General features: G+C 68.4%; 12 protein-coding genes. 9 read left to right on the top strand and 3 right to left on the bottom strand.

Annotated features, from left to right (window positions below):
- Nucleotides 1-59 precede the first annotated feature (59 nt).
- The 7 genes from BW981_RS06040 to recN all read left to right on the top strand — a co-directional run bounded on the left by BW981_RS06040 (nt 60) and on the right by recN (nt 9,307).
- Nucleotides 60-974, top strand: a complete 915-nt coding sequence (locus tag BW981_RS06040) for a D-alanine--D-alanine ligase (protein ID WP_076437247.1) — start codon at nt 60-62, stop codon at nt 972-974.
- A 5-nt stretch (nt 975-979) separates the two neighbouring features.
- Nucleotides 980-1,906 (top strand): cell division protein FtsQ/DivIB, encoded by a 927-nt coding sequence (locus BW981_RS06035; protein WP_244560236.1) that lies wholly within the window; start codon nt 980-982, stop codon nt 1,904-1,906.
- Between the two features lie 32 nt (nt 1,907-1,938).
- Complete coding sequence (gene ftsA, locus BW981_RS06030) at nt 1,939-3,234, top strand: cell division protein FtsA (protein ID WP_076437762.1); 1,296 nt, start codon at nt 1,939-1,941, stop codon at nt 3,232-3,234.
- A gap of 150 nt (nt 3,235-3,384) precedes the next feature.
- A complete protein-coding gene (gene ftsZ / locus BW981_RS06025) occupies nt 3,385-5,082 on the top strand; it encodes a cell division protein FtsZ (RefSeq protein WP_076437244.1) in 1,698 nt (565 codons plus the stop codon).
- 296 nt (nt 5,083-5,378) lie between these two features.
- Complete coding sequence (gene lpxC, locus BW981_RS06020) at nt 5,379-6,326, top strand: UDP-3-O-acyl-N-acetylglucosamine deacetylase (protein WP_076437242.1); 948 nt, start codon at nt 5,379-5,381, stop codon at nt 6,324-6,326.
- 272 nt (nt 6,327-6,598) lie between these two features.
- Nucleotides 6,599-7,462, top strand: coding sequence for an outer membrane protein assembly factor BamD (locus BW981_RS06015; protein ID WP_280174186.1), 864 nt, complete (start codon nt 6,599-6,601; stop codon nt 7,460-7,462).
- Between the two features lie 159 nt (nt 7,463-7,621).
- Nucleotides 7,622-9,307, top strand: coding sequence for a DNA repair protein RecN (recN, locus tag BW981_RS06010; RefSeq protein ID WP_076437759.1), 1,686 nt, complete (start codon nt 7,622-7,624; stop codon nt 9,305-9,307).
- A gap of 19 nt (nt 9,308-9,326) precedes the next feature.
- On the opposite strand, the gene BW981_RS06005 is transcribed toward recN, so the two are convergent.
- Nucleotides 9,327-10,139 carry an AidB family quorum-quenching N-acyl homoserine lactonase gene (locus tag BW981_RS06005; RefSeq protein WP_076437240.1) on the bottom strand — a complete coding sequence of 271 codons (813 nt, stop codon included), beginning with the start codon at nt 10,137-10,139 and terminating at the stop codon, nt 9,327-9,329.
- 217 nt (nt 10,140-10,356) lie between these two features.
- Between BW981_RS06005 and BW981_RS06000 the strand changes: the two genes are divergently transcribed.
- A complete protein-coding gene (locus tag BW981_RS06000; RefSeq protein WP_076437238.1) occupies nt 10,357-12,471 on the top strand; it encodes a DEAD/DEAH box helicase in 2,115 nt (704 codons plus the stop codon).
- Between the two features lie 59 nt (nt 12,472-12,530).
- On the opposite strand, the gene BW981_RS23595 is transcribed toward BW981_RS06000, so the two are convergent.
- Together BW981_RS23595 and BW981_RS05995 are read right to left on the bottom strand one after the other, a co-directional pair.
- The gene (locus BW981_RS23595; protein ID WP_280174181.1) at nt 12,531-12,662 is read right to left on the bottom strand and encodes a hypothetical protein; all 132 of its coding nucleotides are present in this window, start codon (nt 12,660-12,662) and stop codon (nt 12,531-12,533) included.
- 25 nt (nt 12,663-12,687) lie between these two features.
- A complete protein-coding gene (locus BW981_RS05995) occupies nt 12,688-13,479 on the bottom strand; it encodes a DUF2189 domain-containing protein (protein WP_076437236.1) in 792 nt (263 codons plus the stop codon).
- Between the two features lie 204 nt (nt 13,480-13,683).
- Here BW981_RS05995 and ligA point away from each other — a divergent pair, with 204 nt between their 5' ends.
- Nucleotides 13,684-15,855 (top strand): NAD-dependent DNA ligase LigA, encoded by a 2,172-nt coding sequence (gene ligA, locus BW981_RS05990; protein ID WP_076437234.1) that lies wholly within the window; start codon nt 13,684-13,686, stop codon nt 15,853-15,855.
- Nucleotides 15,856-15,870: the final 15 nt, after the last annotated feature.

Below are 15,870 nucleotides of genomic sequence, written 5' to 3'. Positions count from 1 at the left end.
TAACCACGCGTTAACCATGGTTAACCGAAGTTCGGCGTGAGCGCAGGAGCGAAGCGTCGATGACGAAGCATGTGGCGGTTCTGATGGGCGGCTGGTCCGTCGAGCGGGAGGTCAGCCTCAACAGCGGGGCTGCCTGCGCGCGGGCGCTGGAGGCCGAAGGCTACCGCGTGACGCGAATCGACGTGCAGCGCGACATTGCCGAGGTGCTGGCGAAGCTGCAGCCGGATGCCGCCTTCAACGCACTGCATGGCCGCTTCGGCGAGGACGGCACGATCCAGGGCGTGCTCGAAATCCTGCGCATTCCCTACACCCATTCCGGTGTGCTCGCCTCGGCGCTCTCGATTCGCAAGGACCGCGCCAAGATCGTCGCGGCGGCGGCCGGCGTGCGCGTGGCGCCGGGCGTCACGGTTTCGCGCTTCGAGGCGGCGAAAGCGCACGTTCTTCCGGCGCCCTACGTGCTGAAGCCCGTCGACGAGGGCTCCTCGGTGGGCGTCGTGATCGTGAAGGAGGGGCGCGAGCATCCGCCGCAGGAGATCGCCCGCGAGGACTGGCCCTGCGGCGACATGCTTCTCGCCGAGAGCTTCGTCAAAGGGCGGGAGCTGACCTGCGCCATCATGGACGGGCGCAGCCTGGGCGTGACCGAGATCCGAGCCGCCACCGGCGAGTTCTACGACTACGATGCGAAGTACGCAAAAGGTGGTTCGATCCACATCTGCCCGGCTCAAATTTTACCGAAAATTTACCAGCAGATCGAAGAGTGGTCGTTAACGGCGCATCAAGCAATCGGATGCCGGGGCGTCAGCCGATCTGACTTCCGCTACGACGACGAGACCGACACGCTCGTCTGGCTGGAGGTCAATACGCAGCCCGGGATGACCGAGACCAGCCTGGTGCCTGAATTGGCTGCCCATGCGGGCCTGAACTTCGGTGAGCTCGTCAAATGGATGGTGGCGGACGCCTCCCTCGATCGGTGAAAGCGATGACGGCACGATCCTCCTCGCGCCTGCCGGCCGCGGCGCCAGCGCCCCAGCTGCTCATCGGCAGCGAAAGGCAGGGCCGCTGGCTCCGGCGCCCCAGGCGCTCCCAGCCGCTGGCCGAAAGGCTGCCGCGGAATGTCGGCACCTGGCTCGCGCTGGGCTTCCTGTCGCTCTGCCTCGGCAGCGGCATGGTGATCGGCGGCCAGTACCAGTCGATCCAGGACAGTTACGGCCCGCCGCGCGACATCGTCGCGCGCATCCTCGGGCTCGGTCTCGATCGGGTGACGATCTCGGGGCTCTCCGGCATCTCCGAGCAGGAGGTGCTGGTGGCAGCCGGCATCGATTCGAAGACCTCGCTGCCGTTCTTCGATGCCGATGCGGCGCGCCAGCAGCTCGAGGCTAACCCGCTCATCCGCGAGGCCGCGGTCCGCAAGCTCTATCCCGGCGAGATCGCGATCGCGCTGACGGAGCGCGAGCCCTATGCGCTGTGGCAGGTCAAGGGCGAGCTGTTCGTGATCGCGGCGGACGGCGCGGTGATCGACAAGATGGATGACGGGCGCTTCGCCTATCTGCCGCTGGTGGTGGGTCCCAACGCCAATATCCGCGCGAGCGAATATCTGGCGCTGCGCAAGGAAGCGGGCCCCCTGGCCGAGCATATCCGCGCCGGCACGCTGGTTTCCGACCGGCGCTGGAGCCTGAAGCTCGACAACGGCATGGATGTTCGCCTGCCCGAGACGAAGCCCGAGGTGGCGGTGCAGCGTCTGGTCTCGCTGCAGACCAACGATCGCATCATGGACAAGGACGTGCTGTCGCTGGACTTCCGCGAGCCGGGCCGCGTGATCGCGCGCCTGTCCGAGGAAGCTGCCGCCGCACGCGCCGACATGCTCAAGAGCCGCAGCAAGGCCAGGAAGAAGGGAGGCGAGGCGTGAACCATGTCACCTCCCAGGGCCTGACGCCGCGGATGCGACCGCTCTCGTCGCGCAAGAGCGCGATCCTTTCGATCCTCGATATCGGCACGAGCAAGGTCGTCTGCCTGATCGCCGAGCTGAACCCGGCCGAAGCCAATGAGCGGCTGCGCGGCCGCACCCATGTGGCGCGCATCATCGGTATCGGCCATCAGCGCTCGCTTGGCCTGAAGGGCGGCGCGATCATCGACCTGGAAAGCGCCGAACGCGCCATCCGTGCCTCGGTGGACGCCGCCGAGCGCATGGCCAAGGTCGAGGTCCAGTCGGTCATCGTCAACCTGACGGGCGGACGCATCGGCTCTCAGCATTACGCGGCGAGCGTCGATCTGCGCTCCGGCTCGGTCGGCGATGCGGATGTCAGGCGCGTGCTCGCCACCGCCGCGACGCATGCGATCCGTCCCGGCAAGGCCGTGCTCCATGCGCTGCCCACCGGCTATGCGCTCGACGGTGTGCCGGGCGTGCTCGACCCGCGCGGGCTGATCGGCGGGAAGCTCTCGGTCGACATGCATGTCGTCGCCAGCGAGGCGTCGGCGGCGCGCAACGTCATGCTGGCGGTCGAGCGCTGCCATCTCGAGGTCGAGGCCGTGGTCGCCACCCCCTACGCGTCGGGCCTCTCGGTGCTCGTCGACGACGAGGCCGAGATGGGCGTCGTCGTGGTCGACATGGGCGGCGGCACAACCTCGCTCGGCGTGTTCTCCGGCGGCCACCTGATGCATTCCGACGCGATCGCCGTCGGCGGCAATCACATCACCATGGACGTGGCGCGCGGCCTTTCGACCCGCGTCTCGGCGGCCGAGCGGCTGAAGACGCTGCACGGCTCCTGCATCTCATCGGCCTCCGACGAGCGCGACATGATCGCGGTGCCGCAGGTCGACGACGACGAGCGCGACATGCCGAACCATCTGGCGAAATCGCATCTCATCCGCATCATCAAGCCCCGGGTCGAGGAAATCCTCGAACTGGTGCGCGACCGGCTGGCGAATGCCGGCTTCTCGGCCCAGGCCGGGCGGCGCGTCGTGCTGACCGGCGGGGCCTGCCAGCTCACCGGCCTGCCCGAGGTCGCGCGGCGCATCCTGGGCGGCCAGGTTCGCACCGGGCGCCCGCTCGGCATCAAGGGACTGCCGGAGGCCGGCAAGGGGCCGTCCTTCGCGGCGGCGGTGGGCCTGCTCGTCTATCCGCAGGTGGCGAGCGCCGAGCATTTCGAGCCCCGCGCGGCCGGCGGCCGCTACGCCGCAACGGGGACGGACGGCTACTTCTCGCGCGTCGGGCGGTGGCTGAAGGACAGTTTCTGAACTTGGCGCGGAAAAGTGGGAACCGGTTTTCCGGTGAAGCCAAGTTCGAAGAGTAAGTGAGTAAACCGCCCACCCCGGTGGGCACGGCGTCAAACGAAGCTCAAGACGGCTCCCGCCAGGCGCCGGTCACAGGGATCAAAAGAGGCAACCATGGCGATGAATCTGCAAGCCCCGGACATCCGGGAACTCAAGCCCCGGATCACCGTGTTCGGTGTCGGCGGAGCGGGCGGCAACGCGGTCAACAACATGATCGAGGCGGGCCTCGACGGTGTCGACTTCGTCTGCGCCAACACGGACGCCCAGGCGCTCGCGCTGTCGCGCTCCTCGCGGATCATCCAGATGGGCCTGCAGGTGACCGAGGGTCTCGGCGCCGGCTCGCAGCCCGAGGTTGGCCGTGCGGCCGCCGAGGAAGTCATCGACGAGATTCGCGATCACCTGGCGGGCGCGCATATGGTCTTCATCACGGCCGGCATGGGCGGCGGCACCGGTACCGGCGCCGCGCCGGCCATCGCCCGCGTCGCCCGCGACATGGGCATCCTGACCGTCGGCGTGGTGACCAAGCCGTTCCAGTTCGAGGGCCAGCGCCGCATGCGGATGGCCGAGGCCGGCATCAACGAGCTGAACGAGGCCGTCGACACGCTGATCGTCATCCCCAACCAGAACCTGTTCCGTGTCGCCAACGAGACGACCGGCTTCGCCGACGCCTTCGGCATGGCCGACCAGGTGCTCTATTCGGGCGTCGCCTGCATCACCGACCTGATGGTCCGCCCGGGTCTCATCAACCTCGACTTCGCCGACGTGCGCGCCGTGATGCGCGGCATGGGCAAGGCGATGATGGGCACCGGCGAGGCGCAGGGCGAGAAGCGCGCGCTGACCGCGGCCCAGGCCGCGATCAACAACCCGCTGCTCGACGACATCTCGATGAAGGGCGCGCGCGGCCTGCTGATCTCGATCACCGGCGGGCGCGACATGAAGCTCTATGAGGTCGACGAGGCCGCCACCCGCATCCGCGAGGAGGTCGATTCCGAGGCCAACATCATTGTCGGCGCGACCTTCGACGAATCGCTGGAAGGCACCGTGCGCGTCTCGGTCGTCGCGACCGGCATCGACAAGCCTATCCTGCAGCAGGGCGAGGTCGACGAGACCGAGGCCCGCATCGCGCAGGTCGCCGAGCGGCTGAAGCAGGAAGCCCGCCTGCGCAGCACCGCGCCGGCGCCGCAGGCGATGCGCGCCGCCCCGCAGCCTGTTCCGGCCATCGAGACGAGCCGCATGATGCCCGCCGCCGAGCCTGCGCCCGCCGCGCAGGTGACGCAGGATATCCGCATCGAGCCGATGCAGCCGCGCCCGGCCATGGCCGCCGCCCCCCTCGCGCCGGAGCCCGCTCCGGTCCATGAGCAGCCGCTGCACATGGAGGAGAGCTTCATCCCGCCGATGCCGGAGCGCGCCGTGCGCCCGACCCGGATGCCGCGGATCGAGGATCTTCCGGCTCCCGGCCAGGCGCAGCTCCATGCCCAGCGCGGCGCCCAGCCCGTGCCCCAGGCTCCGACGGCCGAGCAGAAGCGCATGTCGCTGATGCAGCGCCTCGCCTCCGTCGGCTTCGGCCGCAAGGAGGACGAGGAGGCGGCCCAGCCGGCTCCCGCTCCCGCCCAGCTGCGCCAGGCCCCGGCCGTGCCGCAGGCCGCCGCTCCGAGCGCGGCCCATGCCGAATATATGCGCCGCCCGGCTCCGCAGCCGGCGCCGCGCCCGGCCCAGGGCCAGCTCGATCCGCATGGCCGCATGGCGCCGGTCCGCAACAGCGAGGACGACCACCTGGAGATCCCCGCGTTCCTGCGCCGCCAGGCGAACTGATCCGGCCCATATGACGGGCCTGTAACAGAGCCCGCCGCGGTCTTCCGCGGCGGGCTTCGTCGTCGTTAGAAAATCTTTATCTTTCAGCCTTTTAAGTGCATTCGCAGCGCGCGCTCCGACTGTAACAGAGCGTAAGAAAGAGTGATTTTGAGAGGCCGCTCCCGAAGCCTATGTTGCGGCTGCTTCAAGAGGATAACCCATCGAGTCGGTTTGATCGGCGGATGGGGATGTCGCCGCCAAGCTGCCCGGCAAGGGCCTGAAGCAGCGGTTGCGGCGCACAGAGATTGGATACCGGAATGAGCTTCGATCGGCAGACGACCCTGCGGACGGCGGTGACCCTGACCGGAATCGGCGTCCATTCCGGAGCGCCCGCCAGCATCACGCTCAAGCCGTCCAGCGCCAATTCGGGCATCGTCTTCCTGCGGACCGGCATCGAGGGCATGCCGCCCCAGCTGATCCACGCCAAGCATACCAAGGTCAGCGCCACCGAGCTCTGCACCGTGATCGGCGATCGCGGTCCGGCCTCGGTCTCGACGGTCGAGCACCTGATGTCGGCCTGCATGGGCCTTGGCCTCGATAACGTGCTGGTCGAGATCGACGGGCCGGAAATGCCGATCATGGACGGCAGCGCCCGCGAGTTCGTCGCCGCGATCGAGGCGACCGGGGTCGTCACGCTCGGCGCCGCCCGCCGCTATCTCAAGGTGCTGCAGCCGGTTCGCATCGAGCAGGGCCGTGCCTTCGCCGAGCTGATGCCGGCCGAGCAGGGCTTCCGCCTGGATGTCGAGATCGATTTCGACTCGGCGGTGATCGGCCGCCAGCGCAAGATCTTCGATCTCGACGCCAAGGACTATGCCAGCGAGATCTCCAAGGCCCGGACCTTCGGCTTCATGCGGGATGTCGAGCAACTCTGGAAGGCCGGCTTTGCGCTGGGCGCCTCGCTGGAGAACACCGTCGCGGTGGGCGAGGACAAGGTCATCAACCCGGAAGGCCTGCGCTATGGCGACGAGTTCGTGCGCCACAAGGTGCTCGACGCCATCGGCGACCTCGCGCTCGCCGGATATCCGATCATCGGCGAGTTCCGCTCCTATTGCGGCGGCCACCGCATGAATGTCCGCATTCTCGAGGCGCTGTTCGCAGACCGGGCCAATTTCGCGATCGTCGAATCGCAGCCGGTCTTTGCCGCCCCGCGCAATGCCCAGATCGCCGGCCTCGCTTCGGCCGCTTATGCGCCGGACCTGCACTGAGGCCATGCCTCGGCGCTGAAGCGCGCCGTTGCTGCCCCTTGCCGGCCTTGCTGTCGATCCTCCGAAAACCGCCCCGGAATTGCCCTGTTCGCGTCGCAGATGCCGCATGGCTGTGAAATCCGCCCGGAATTGCTTTTCGGCAGTGGCGCGCGACAGGCGTCTGGGGTAAGCCATGCTCCCCGAACAGGGACGATCGAAAGAGGACTGACGACGTGAGCGTGACGCGCCAAAGCCTTCCGGCAATCCATCGCGGCGCATTTCAGCGCAAGGGCCTGGCCCTGGCGCTCGGTGCCGCCATGCTGCTCGGCGGCTGCGATACGCTGTCCTCGCTGAATCCGTTCGACAAGCCGGAAGTCTACAAGCCGGACCTGACCCCGCCGACGCCCGCAGACAAGCTCTACAATGAGGGCCTTGCCCGTCTGCAGAATGGCGACAGCGAGGGCGCGGCGAAGAAGTTCGAGGACATCGACAAATCCGCGCCGTTCTCGCCCTATGCCCGCAAGGGCCTGCTGATGACGGCCTACACCAATTTCCAGGCCTCGAAGTGGGAAGAGGCGATCACCGCCGGCAAGCGCTTCATCGCCCAGAACCCGGCGAGCCCGGACGCGGCCTATGCGCAGTACATCGTTGCCGTCTCCTATTACAACCAGATCCCGGACGCGACGCGCGACCAGGAGAAGACAGCCCAGGCGATCCAGGCGCTCCAGGAACTGATCGCCCGCTATCCGAAGTCCGAATACGTCCTCGACGCCAAGGAAAAGCTCCTGGTCGCGATGGACCAGCTCGCGGCCAAGGAGATGAATGTCGGGCGCTTCTACCTCCAGAAGCGCAACTACACCGCGGCGGTGAACCGCTTCCGCGAGGTCATCATCAAGTACCAGACCACCCGCCATGTCGAGGAGGCGCTGGAGCGCCTGACCGAGGCCTATATGGCGATGGGCATCACCAGCGAGGCGCAGACGGCGGCAGCCGTGCTCGGGCACAATTTCCCCGACAGCCCGTGGTACAAGGACGCCTATGCGCTGCTGCAGAGCGGCGGGCTGGAGCCGCGCGAGGATCGCGGTTCCTATATCAGCCGCGCCTTCCAGGGCTTCACGCGCACGGTCGGCGGCATCGTCGGGATCAACCGTCTCTGACGGTGGCCGCATGACGAGCCATTGGCACCACGGCCGGCTCGATAGATCATCGCGCGTCCATCCGGACGCTGTTCTGATGATCTATATCATCGCTGCAGCATCGAGTTTGCCCGAAAAGTGGAATCCACTTTTCGGTTCGACGCTGGCGGACTGACGCCGATGCTGGCGCAGCTCTCCATCCGCGACATCGTCCTGATCGACCGGCTCGATCTGGGGTTCCGCGAGGGCCTGAGCGTCCTGACGGGCGAGACGGGCGCCGGCAAATCCATCCTGCTCGACGGTTTCGCTCTCGCGCTCGGCGGCCGCGGCGATGGCTCGCTGGTGCGCCATGGCGAGAGCCAGGGCCAGGTGATCGCGGTGTTCGACCTGCCGCTGGAGCACGCGGCGCGCAAGCTGGCGCAGGCGCAGGACATCGACACCGAGGGCGATCTCATCCTGCGGCGTGTCCAGCATGCCGATGGACGCACGCGCGCCTTCATCAACGACCAGCCCGTCTCGGTCCAGATCCTGCGGATGATCGGCGCGGCGATCGTCGAGATCCATGGCCAGCATGACGACCGCGCGCTGACCGATCCGGCCCAGCACCGGGCACTGCTCGACGGTTTCGGTGGTCTGGAAAGCCAGGCGCAGGCCGTCGCAGCGGCGAGCGAGACGCTGAAGCGGGCGCGGCAGGCCCTGCAGGCCCAGCGCCTGCGCGTCGAGGCGGCCCGCAAGGAAGCGGATTTCCTGCGCCACGCGGTCGAGGAACTGGGCAAGCTGGCGCCCAGGCCGGGCGAGGAAGACGAACTCGCGGCCACGCGGCAGGGCATGATGCAGGCCGAGAAGGTGGCCCGCGACCTGATCGAGGCGCATGAGGCCGTCGGCGGGCAGGGCTCGGCCGTACCGGCACTCGCGGCCGTGCTGCGCCGGCTGGAGCGCCGCGCCGGCCAGGCCCCGGAGCTGGTCGATCCTTCCATCGCCGCCCTCACCACGGCGATCGTCGCTCTGGAGGAGGCCGGCGAGGCGCTGTCCGCCGCGATGCGGGCGGCCGAATACGATCCCCGCGAGCAGGAGCGTGTCGAGGAGCGGCTGTTCGCCCTGCGGGCCGCGGGCCGGAAATACGATGTCCCGGTCGACGGGCTTTCGGTCCTCGCTGCGACGATGGCGAGCGATCTTGCCGCCCTCGACGAGAGTGAATCCTCGCTCGGCCGGCTCGAAGCCGAGCTGGCGGAGGCGGAGGCGGTCTTCGCCGGGCAGGCGAAAGCGCTCTCCGAAGCGCGCAAGGCGGCGGCAGCCCGGCTCGATGCCGCGGTCAAGGCCGAGCTGCCGCCACTCAAGCTGGAGCGGGCCCGCTTCATCACCCGGGTGGAGAGCGACGAGGCTGCCCGCGGTCCCGAAGGGTTCGACCGTGTCGAGTTCTGGGTGGAGACCAATCCCGGCACGCGGCCCGGACCGATGATGAAAGTGGCGTCCGGCGGCGAGCTCTCGCGGTTCATGCTGGCGCTCAAGGTGGTGCTGGCCGAGCAGGGCTCGGCGCCGACACTGGTCTTCGACGAGATCGACACCGGTGTCGGCGGCGCGGTGGCGGATGCCATCGGCGAGCGCCTGGCGCGCCTTGCGCAACGGGTGCAGGTGATCTCGGTGACGCATGCGCCGCAGGTGGCGGCCAAGGCCGGCCAGCATTTCCTGATCGCGAAATCGGCAGCCGGCGAAGGCGAGGCGTCGCGCACCGTGACGGGCGTGACCGCACTCGCCGATCAGGCGCGACGCGAGGAGATCGCCCGCATGCTGGCGGGCGCCTCGATCACGGAAGAGGCGCGGGCTGCAGCGGGGCGGCTGCTCGAGGCGGCCGGGCGGCGGGGCTAAAGGCCCCGTCGAGCGCGCCTCAGTCCGTCCGCGCCAGCCGGTAGCCTTGTCCCGATCGCTCGACGCGGCTGATGCCTTCGACATGCGAGCCGGCCACCAGCCAGCCTTCGTTCGCCGCACGCTCCAGAACGCCGCGACGCGAGTGGATCGCCAATGCGCTGTCGAGATCGTAGGCGAGGCCGAGATCGGGATCGGCCGATTGCAGGCCGGCCAGGTGCAGCGCGTCGCCCCAGAACAGCAGCGGCTGAGCGCCGCCTTCCAGCAGATAGCCGCTATGGCCATAGGTGTGGCCCGGCAGGGGGATGAGCGAGATGTCCGGCATCACCTCGCCCGGCGCGGCTGTCCGGATGCGGCCGGCATAGAGCCTCTTCAAGGTTGCGGTGATGGCAAAGCCGCCGCGCTTGTTCTCGGGAACGGTCTCGCGCTTTGCCTCATCGCCGAAGAAGGCGAAATCGGAAGCCGGCACGACGATCTCGGCGTTCGCGAAAACGGGCTTGTCGCCGTCGAAGAGGCCGAGCGCGTGGTCGCCATGGAGATGGGTGAGCAGGATGCGCTTCACCGCCTCGGGCGCGATGCCGGCCTTTGCCATGGCGGCCGGTGCATGGCCCAGCGCTTCGCCCCAGCTCGGGCCGGTGCCGGCGTCGATCAGGGTGAGGCCGTCCTCGCCGGCGAGCGCGAAGCAGTTCACGACGATGCTGATCTTCGGACCGACCTTGGCGATCGCGGCGGCGCGGGCACTTTCGCCGGCGGGATGGATCAGCACCTCGGAGGAGGTCGAGAAGACGCCATCGACCAGCGGGGTCAGTTCATAGCGGCCGAAGCGATGGGTCATGGTGCGATCTCCCGGTTCGCAGCTTTAGGGAGGTCGGCATCCCTGATGAAGCTCGTTGCGGGCGGACCCGCCCTGTGTGTGGCGCCGCGACCTGCGCATTCCCTTTTTGCGGATTTTGGTCTATGGCCTTGCGTCAATCGATAGCCGTGCGCATCGGGCGCGGGCTTCCTGCGCCGTTCGTCCGTCCGCGCCGCAACACTTTAGGTCCTTTAAGTCCATGTCCTTTTCTCTCACGAGCCCGTCGCTCGCGCGCGCGCTCGCCGACCGCAATTATGCAGAGCCCACCCCGGTTCAGAATGCCGTGCTGGAGGAGAACGCCCGCGGGCGTGACCTTCTGGTCTCGTCGCAGACCGGCTCCGGCAAGACGATCGCCTATGGGCTCGCCATCGGCGAGACGCTGCTGGGCGGGGCCGAGAGGCTCGGCCGCGCGGCTAAGCCGCTGGCGCTGATCATCGCGCCGACGCGCGAACTGGCCCTGCAGGTGCAGCGGGAGCTCGCCTGGCTCTATGAGCATGCCGGCGCCAAGGTGATCTCCTGCGTCGGCGGCATGGATCCGCGCCGCGAGGCGATGCTGCTGGAAGAGGGCGCCCATATCGTCGTCGGCACGCCCGGGCGCCTGCGCGACCATATCGAGCGCCGCCGCCTCGACGTGTCGGAGTTGCGCGCCGTCGTGCTCGACGAGGCCGACGAAATGCTCGATCTCGGCTTCCGCGACGATCTCGAATACATCCTGAAGACCACCCCGGAAGGCCGGCGCAGCCTGCTGTTCTCGGCGACCTTCCCGAAGGCGATCATCCAGCTCGCGCAAAGCTATCAGAAGGATGCGCTGCGGATCGAGGTCGAGGCGGCCCGCCGCGGCCATGCCGACATCGCGTACAAGGCCGTGCGCTGCTACCCCAAGGAGGCGGAACTCGCGGTCGTCAACCTGCTGCGCTTCCACAACGCGCCGGTGGCGCTGGTCTTCTGCAACACCCGTAACGCGGTGCGCCATCTCGAGGCGATCCTGCTGGAGCGCGGCTTCACCGCCGTGGCGCTCTCGGGCGAGCTCGGCCAGAACGAGCGCAACGCGGCGCTGCAGGCGCTGCGCGACGGACGCGCGCGCGTCTGCGTCGCGACCGACGTGGCGGCCCGCGGCATCGACCTGCCGGGGCTCGATCTCGTCATCCATGCCGAGCTGCCCAATGATTCCGAGGTGATGCAGCACCGTTCCGGCCGCACCGGGCGCGCCGGCAACAAGGGCATCAGCGTCGTCCTCGTGCCGCCTTCCCGCCGCCGCAAGGCGGAGCGGCTGCTGATGGAAGCCAAGCTCGAGGCCGAATGGATCGGCCCGCCGACGGCCGAGGAGATCCATGCGCTCGACCAGGAGCGCCTGCTGAAAGATCCGCTGCTTTCCGGCCAGGAGGGCGAGGACGATGCCGGCATGGTCGAGGCGCTGATGGCGGGCCGCGAGGCGCGCGAGATCGCCGCCGCTCTGGTCAGGCTCTATCGCTCGCGGCTGCCCGCCGCAGAGGAGGCCGGCGATCCGGGCTTCGGCCGCGAGGTGCAGCGCGCCCCTCGCACGAACGAGGACTATGCCGCCAAGCGCCGCCCCTTCGGGCGCGACGGCGAGGACGGAGAGCGGCCGCACAGGCAGGCGGGTGGCCCGCGTGGCGAGACTGTGTGGTTCCGGCTCGATATCGGCCGCAAGCAGGGCGCCGATCCGCGCCAGCTCCTGCCGATGCTGTGCCGCCGCGGTCACATCACCCGCGAGGAGGTGGGCGCCATCCGCATCTTCGACACGGAAACCAAGGTCGAGATCGACGCCGAGGTCGCCGAGCGCTTCTACGAGGCGGCGAAAGGCCAGGACCGCGACCGGATCACCATCGAGCCTGCGACCGAGGAGCGGCGCGCGGCGCGCTCCTTCGACGCCAAGGGTCCGGCCTCCGAGGCTCCCCGCGAGCGTGGGTTCGAGAAGAAGCCTTTCGAGAAGAAGCCCTATGTGAAGAAGCCCTTCGGCCGGGACGCGCATGATGGCAAGCCCGCCGAGGGCCGCGGCAAGCCCTACGAGGGCAAGGCCAGGGCCTTCGAAGGAAAGGGCAAGCCGCAGGGCGAGCGCAGCTACGATCCCGCGCGCAGCGACCGCGAGGGCGTGAACGACCCTAACCGCTCCTTCCGCGGTGGGCCGAAGCCGTATGCGGCCCGTGCAGCCGAGAGCGGCGACAGGCCGGGGTTTGCGGCCAAGAAGCCCTTCGTCAAGAAGCCGTTCGGCGACAAGCCCCGTGGCGATGGCCCTGGGCGCCCGGGTGGCAAGCCCTTCGGCAGCAAAAAGCCGCGGCGCGACGACCGCGGCTGATTGCCGGACCTGTCAGTCGTCCTTCCCGCCGGCGCCGAAGCTCCGGCGGATTTCCTTTCTCAGCGCAGGCCGAGGAAGGAAAGGATCGCGAGAACGACGACGATCAGGCCGACGATATAGATGATGTTGTTCATGGAAAGCCCCCGAAACGGATGGGCCGAGCGGCCCCTGTCGCGGAAATGAACAACCATCGGTGGCGAAAGGTTCCTTCCCGGCTCAGCCGACGGCCTTCCGATAGAGATGCCAGCTCGCATGGCCGAGGACCGGCATGGCGACGACCAGCCCAACCAGCAGCGGCAGGCAGCCCAGCACCAGAAGCCCGGTGACGGCAAGGCCCCAATAGAGCATCACGCGCGGATTGGCCTCGACCGCGGCGATCGAGGTGCGCACGGCCGTCGCCATGTCGACATGGCGGTCGATGATCAGCGGGAACGAGACCACCGAGATCGCGAAGGCGAGGATGGCGAAGAGCAGCCCGACCGAATTGCCCAGTGCGATCATGACCCAGCCGTCGAAGGTGGTGAAGGTCGCGCGCAGGAAGTCGGTGGTCGAGACGTTGGCGGGAAGGCCGAGCTGCGCCCGGTAGATCAGCCAGGCGCTGGCGAGCCAGGCGAGGAAGAGCCCGGTCAGCAGCAGCCCGAGCAGCAGGATCTGGCCGATCGCGGGCGAGCGCAGAACGTCGAAGGCGTGGCGCCATGACGAATCCATCCGGAGTTCGCGCCGCCGGCTGATCTCGTAGAGGCCTATCGCAGCAAAGGGGCCGAGCAGGGCAAAGCCCCCGAGCAGCGGGAACAGCAACGGAAAGATGTTGTAGGACACCGTGAGCTGGGCGAGCAGCACGCCGGCGAGGGGATAGATCAACGCGACGAAGGCGAGGTGGCTGGGCTGGGCCTTGAAGTCTTCCCAGCCGCAATGCAGGGCGTCCTTCAGGTCGGCGGTGGTGATGGTGCGGACACGCGGCGTCTCGTCCGCGTGGATACGGTGCAGGGTCGCTTCGTAATGGGTCATGGCGCTTATCCCGGTTCGAGCCCGGTTCGCCACGCTTCCGTCGATCCGATCCTTGGCGTCAACGGCCGTCCGGCGTCGAGCTTCCAATTCGCAGTGGGCTGAGCATACGCGTTCCGGTCGCGCCTGTCGCTGCTCTTCGCGGGGTTGTGAGGGGCGCCGCTCCTGACCTTCCGCGTCGGCGCCTTCTCGCTTAATGCTGTCGCCATGAGCGAGACCGACCCCACCGCTTCCCCGGAAACATCCGTGGCGGAGCTGACGCCGCGCCGCGCCAGACTCGAGCACAAGCGGCTCGCCGCCGAGGTGCAGGCGGCGAACGACGCCTATTTCCAGGACGACCAGCCGATCATGGACGACGCGTCCTACGACGCGAAGCGTCGGCGGCTGGTGGCGCTGGAAGAGGCCTTTCCCGAGCTGAAGGATGCCGACGGCGTCAGCGGCAAGGTTGGCGCCAAGGCGTCGGGCAAATTCGCCAAGATCCGCCACCGCGTGCCGATGCTCTCGCTCGACAACGCCTTTTCGGACGAGGCCGTGGCCGAGTTCGCGGCCCGCGTCTATCGCTTCCTCGGCCGGAAGGAGGAGGCCGGCATCGCCTTCACTGCCGAGCCCAAGATCGACGGGCTTTCGCTGTCGCTGCGCTACGAGAAGGGCGAGCTGGTCTCCGCCGCGACGCGCGGCGATGGCGAGGAGGGCGAGGACGTCACGGTCAATGCCCGCACCATTTCGGAGATTCCGCATGTCCTGACCGGCGAGGACGTGCCCGAAATCGCCGAGGTGCGCGGCGAGGTCTATCTCGGCCATGCCGATTTTGCGGGCATCAACCAGCGTCAGCGCGAGAAGGGGCTGCCGGAATTCGCCAATCCGCGCAATGCGGCGGCCGGCTCGCTGCGCCAGCTCGACGCGACGATCACCGCCGCACGCCCCCTGCGCTTCTTCGCCTATGCCTGGGGCGAGATGCCCGTTCTGCCGGCCGCCACGCAGAGCGGCGTGGTCGAGGCTTTCGAGCGCTGGGGCTTCCGCACCAACCCGCTGATGAAGCGCTGCGAGAGCGTCGCGGAGATGGTGGTGCAATACCGACTGATCGAGAGCCAGCGCGCCACGCTCGGCTACGACATCGACGGCGTGGTCTACAAGGTCGACGATCTTTCCTTGCAGGCGCGGCTGGGCTTCGTTTCGCGGGCGCCGCGCTGGGCGATCGCGCACAAGTTCCCGGCCGAGCTCGCCACCACGATCCTTGAGGCGATCGACATCCAGGTCGGCCGCACGGGCGCGCTCTCGCCGGTGGCGCGGCTCAAACCCGTGACGGTTGGCGGGGTCGTCGTGACGAACGCCACCCTGCACAACGAGGACTATATCCGCGGCTACGATTCCAAGGGCGAGCGCATCCGCGACGGCGAGCCTCCGGACATCCGCGTCGGTGACACGGTGACGGTGAAGCGCGCCGGCGACGTCATCCCACGCGTCGCGGCCGTCGATCTGAGCAAGCGGCCGGCGGATGCCGTGCCTTATGTATTTCCGACGCATTGCCCCATCTGCGGCAGCGAGGCGGTGCGGGAGCATAATCCGCGCACCGGCAAGGAGGATGCGGTGCGCCGCTGCACCGGCGGGCTGATCTGCGCGGCACAGACCGTCGAGAGGCTGAAGCATTTCGTCTCTCGCGATGCGCTCGACATCGACGGGCTGGGGGACAAGCAGATCGAGTTTTTTCACACCGATCCCGACCTGCCCGTGAAGGCGCCGGCCGATATCTTCACGCTGGCCGCGCGAGACGAGGCCAATTTCAAGAAGCTGAAGGACAAGGAGGGCTTCGGCGCGGTCAGCGCGAAGAAGCTGTTCGAGGCCATCGAGGCCGCGCGCAGGCCGCCGCTCAACCGCTTCATCTTCGGGCTCGGCATCCGCCATGTCGGCGAGACCAACGCCCGCCTGCTGGCGCGCAATTACGGCTCCTTCCAGGGGCTGCGGGAGGCTGTCGCGGCGGCGGCCGATCCGGCCTCACCGCAGCGGCAGGAGCTCGATGCCATCGACGGTGTCGGCCCGACCGTGGTCGAAGCGCTGCTGCAGTTCTTCGGCGAGCCGCACAATCAGGAGATGCTCGACCGGCTGCTGGTCGAGGTCGCGCCGCAGCCGCTGGAGGCAGTGGCGACGGCGAGTCCCGTCGCCGGCAAGGTCGTGGTCTTCACCGGTGCGCTGGAGCGGATGACGCGGGACGAGGCCAAGGCGATGGCCGAGCGGCTCGGCGCGAAGGTGGCGGGGTCGGTGTCTTCCAAGACCGATCTGCTGGTGGCCGGACCGGGCGCCGGCTCGAAGCTGAAGGATGCGGCCAAACATGGCGTCGAGGTGATCGACGAGGCCGGCTGGTTCGACCTGGTCGGCGGCTAGGCACGAAAAAGCCGC

The organism is Allobosea sp. TND4EK4, assembly GCF_900156025.1.
Lineage (GTDB): Bacteria > Pseudomonadota > Alphaproteobacteria > Rhizobiales > Beijerinckiaceae > Allobosea.
The sequence above is the reverse complement of the archived record's forward strand: the minus strand, read 5'-3'. Positions and strand labels throughout refer to the sequence as shown.